At 30.0% G+C, this 3,546-nt stretch carries 2 protein-coding genes; both read right to left on the reverse strand.

What is annotated here, in order from left to right; genetic code table 11:
* Positions 1 to 787, reverse strand: a 787-nt coding sequence (locus F6K40_RS39370; RefSeq protein WP_483143795.1) for a sodium:solute symporter family transporter, incomplete at its 3' end; no start/stop codon positions are given.
* A 1,558-nt stretch (positions 788 to 2,345) separates the two neighbouring features.
* A complete protein-coding gene (locus F6K40_RS39375; protein ID WP_293145497.1) occupies positions 2,346 to 2,819 on the reverse strand; it encodes a TspO/MBR family protein in 474 nt (157 codons plus the stop codon).
* Between the last annotated feature and the right edge of the window lie 727 nt (positions 2,820 to 3,546).

The raw sequence follows: 3,546 nt of genomic DNA on the forward strand, positions 1-3,546 counted from the left end.
CTTTAAAAACATAAAATAACATCACTCCACCAAACAAATTAAAAATACTATAATCTCCCGGCAAATCAATTTTTATCGGTGGAATAATACTACTCCATTCTCTCAAACTCCATTCTTGTAATTGTTCCGTACCTGGAATTGAAATAGCAAAAGTCTCTGGCAAACTTACTGTTTTAAAAGTAATAAAGCAGATATATAAAATTCCCACAAAAATCAAAATTCCCTGAAAAACATCTGTCAAAACAACCCCATAAAATCCACTTACAGCAGTATAGATGAGAGCCAATAAAATCAGCAATATTCCAGCAACTCTATCATCAATACCCAGAAATCCTCCTAAAAATTTTCCGCCTCCAACAGCAAAATAACTCATCGTACCAACAGCAAAAATAATATTAGCAACCGCACTAATAATTCTGGCAATATTTCCTTCCCTATTCTTCCCAAAACGTAACTCCATCCATTCAGCAATAGTCATTACTTGAGCGCGACGATTCCACTTTCCCATAAACGTCATTAGGAACGCCATAATTAATACAACTCCACCTCGAATTTCAATAAAAAATCCTTTAGTTCCCAAAGCATAAACTAAAGAAGTTAATACCATAGTACCAGCTAAATCAGTATTAGAAGCCATACCCGAAGCACCCAAAACCCACCAAGGAAGATTTCTATTTCCCATAAAATAAGACTCAATTCCTGTAGATGCTTTTCTTTGTAGAAAAAATCCCAAAATTATTATAAATAACAGGTAAATTGTGACAATTATGTAATCAATTATTTCCATAAAACTACCGCTAAATTAATTATCATTCGTAATCTAATATATAGCAAACTGGAATAATTATATGAGATATTTAATAACATTTAATATCAATCAAAATCCTTTTATATTCTGACTCCTGACTTCTAATGCCAGTTTCAAAAAATACTGCTACATTAAGTTTTTTTGTAGTTAGGGAAGACCAGGATTTTGCCATACAGGAAAATTCAATAAAGAGCAAGAATTTTCTCTACTTCCTCTGCTTCCTACTCCCTACTCCTTTTTTGACTATAACGACATTTTTTGAACTTGCTATAACTCTTAATTACGACCAATATCTTACAAATAAAGTATGATTACCGAATAATTAATAATTATTAATTAAATAATTCAGGTTAAAAGTCTCCCCTTCCAAGGGGAAAAATAAATTTTTTTCCTTCTTAGTCAATCCTCTCCCTAAAAGGAAGAGGTAATTATTCATTGTTAATTGCTGAATATAGCTATTCTCAATAAATTGTCAAAAATCCCAAAATAGATAGAAAGTCAGAAACTTTTATTCCTATTTCCCGTTCGCTCTTCTCCAATTATGCCGATGTTTTCTGTATAACTCAAATAAGACTGCTATATCAAAGATAGCACGATAAAAATTATGATGATTATTATTAAAAATCCGACAAAGTAAACTATCTGCTGATGCTCTTTTTCAATTGTTGTATATGAAATTAATCGGTAATCTTGTATAAGTCTTAATAAAGGTTTGTACATCTATTTTATAGCTAGAACATAAATTGCTAAAATTACCGCTTTTTTACCACTAATTATTAACTTTTTTCATCAAGACAGTATTTACCAAAAATTTTATTTCTGAATAGAAACCTGATTCTTTAATTATCTCAGACCCTCTGTTACTATAAAAAATTTTAGCTGTCAATCAAGAAGTAACATAGATAAACTGATGTGTAAGCATTCAGCTATTAGCTGTTAGCTTTCAGCTTTTTAATAAATGAAGGAAGCATGAGCTTTTACTCATACTTTTAATTCTTTGAAATCACGAAGATACTAATTCCTTCTCTCAAGATAATGAAATTGATAGGTGAATTATGACCGCTGAATGCTTATACTTATAGTCATTCTGAATAAGACTGGGGCGAGTGTTTCTTTCCTTGAAAGGGTTTGAGTCAAAAAAGTGTTTTATCCTTAATTTGAAATGACTATATGTTTTTTATGAATGGCAATTTTTTCTAGAGTTTCCAATAATATTGGAACAATATCTTGACATGAAAATTCTGGAGCAACAAAAAGACAAAATTTCTTGATTCTCAACATTAATAGAGCTAAAAAAAAATTATTTGATTATAAATTGCCAAGAAAACTGCCTCTTTTTTGAATCTTAATAGTGCTTGCTCTTTGACTAAATATTCTATCTGTGGTGCTTGATAATCTTTAACACATCAAATTCTCAAAGACTCTGTTTGTAAATCAATAATTTTTTCTTTCTCTTCAATTTTAGCCAAACGAATTGAAATTTTCATTATGATTTTCTACTTACAGTCTTTTTTCAGATTAATCAATATCAATATGACTAATTTTCTGAATTAATACGACTCATTTCCCAAGTCGTATAAGTACCAATAGGACTCCAAAATGTATAGGGTAATAATAAAATTCCCGCCCAAATATTAATTTTCCAAACAGTCAAAATTAACATCAAACTTAATACAAAACCAGTTCCCCCAATAATTGTTCCTACCTGCAAACTTTGTGTCCGAAACATGATAGGTGTATAAGCTATTGTCACTATTTCTAACAATAAATATAGTGCCATTAATAACCAAGTTTTTTGAGTATCTGGTTCTTGTTCCCAGATAACATAAGCAGACCAAGCACCACAAATAAAAATCGTCGTCCAAATTAGGGGAATTAATCTTTCAAAAGTTAACCAACTTGGTCTTTGTAAACGTCTAAACCATTGAGCATCTCTAGAACGAATAAACAAATTACTACTAAATGCTATTAAGAAAGTAACACTACCAATTATTACCCAAGATTTAATCATTTTTTTTGTAATTTACCGTTGTACAGCAAAGCCGAAAAAACTTAACTATTTAGCTATTGAAATTCATAAATTACCGAGTTGCAAGAATAACTGACTACAGATAAAGACTGAAAAATTAAAATTAATAAATTTCATGGGATAATGAAATTTTACATAAAATCAGTATGAGTGCTAAATATACAAATAACTAGACTCTAAGCAAATTAATCCAGCAATATTTTCATTATTATTTCTAGAGGAATCATATCAAATTACAGCAGTTTTATAGTATCTGAAAGTATATATATTGATGGTTTTAGGGAGTAGGGAAGATGGGTCATTTCAGTTATCAGTTATCAGTGCTCAGTGCTCAGTGCTCAGTGCTCAGTTATCAGTATCTCTAGCTAAAACTTCGGGATTGACATTAGGAATATTCTCTTTTTTTATTCCCTTAAAAGAGGAGGCTTTAGACTACAATTTTTCGGTCGAAGGATAAGGAACAAGCAAAAAATATTTACCCCGACAGTTCTACCGCATTAATCACCGAATATGCTGTAAATATAAATTAAATCACCTATCGTAAATTAGTATTTTTTGGGTAGGAAGAGATGATTTAATTTAAGTTTTATCCTTAACATCTATAAACAATCTAATATATACTTAAAAAAATATTTTTAAGCATAATTAGCTTTAACAAAATCTAGAATATTACCTAACAAAAAAAAAAATCGAAAGAGCAAACGTCTGA

It is taken from the genome of Okeania sp. SIO3I5, from assembly GCF_010672085.1.
Taxonomy (GTDB): domain Bacteria; phylum Cyanobacteriota; class Cyanobacteriia; order Cyanobacteriales; family Microcoleaceae; genus Trichodesmium.